This is a genomic window from Erwinia sp. 009765445, from assembly GCF_058137865.1.
In genome coordinates, this window is sequence record NZ_JBYUWC010000059.1 from 1 (window position 1) to 717 (window position 717).

Genomic DNA, 717 nt, shown 5'->3' on the forward strand with positions numbered 1-717 from the left:
GGTGAAAACCGAACAAACTCAACCAGCTGCTCCGGCTAAGCCGACCAGCGATATCCCGAACTAAAAAGTAGTATCCGTGCCGAGGTGGTGGAATTGGTAGACACGCTACCTTGAGGTGGTAGTGCCCAATAGGGCTTACGGGTTCAAGTCCCGTCCTCGGTACCAAATTCCAGAAAAGAGACGCTGAAAAGCGTCTTTTTTCGTTTTGGTCCTGGTCTGAGGAATGGTTGTCAGGTATCTGTATCTCGTCCAGTTGCTTTACTCGTAGCTGGTACCTTGAAACGATGGTGCCGGTACGCCTTAGTTATAAACTTTTCCCTTCTGCTGACATAATTGGCACTTTATTGTGTCAACTCCAGTTCCGGTACGAATACGGATATGTTTACTTCTCGATAAACCATCCTGCTCCTGTCAGTATAACTACTGATGGCTACGTTCTGCGTAATGTTTAGAGACGCATTGATAATGTTATTTAATTACTGAGAACGCAATGGCCGCATCATTTAAAAAGAAAAAACTAACAGTGTTTCGGTCTGATATGGATCAGAGTTGAAAAACATGTCTGATATAAAATTGAACATTGTTGATAATTGTTTATATTGGTTGTGAACTTGGATTTCTGGATGACAGTATTCAACAAATTTGCTAGAAGTTTTAAATCTCATTGGTTGTTGTATCTTTGTGTTATTGTTTTTGGTATTACGAACTTAGTCGCCT

1 protein-coding gene and 1 tRNA gene are annotated in these 717 nt (G+C 41.3%); both read left to right on the forward strand.

What is annotated here, in order from left to right; all coding sequences use genetic code 11:
• The first annotated feature begins 78 nt into the window (after positions 1-78).
• A tRNA-Leu gene (locus AC3Y5R_RS24175) sits at positions 79-165 on the forward strand.
• Between the two features lie 458 nt (positions 166-623).
• The coding region (locus AC3Y5R_RS24180) for a hypothetical protein (RefSeq protein WP_249923000.1) at positions 624-717 on the forward strand (94 nt) is incomplete at its 3' end.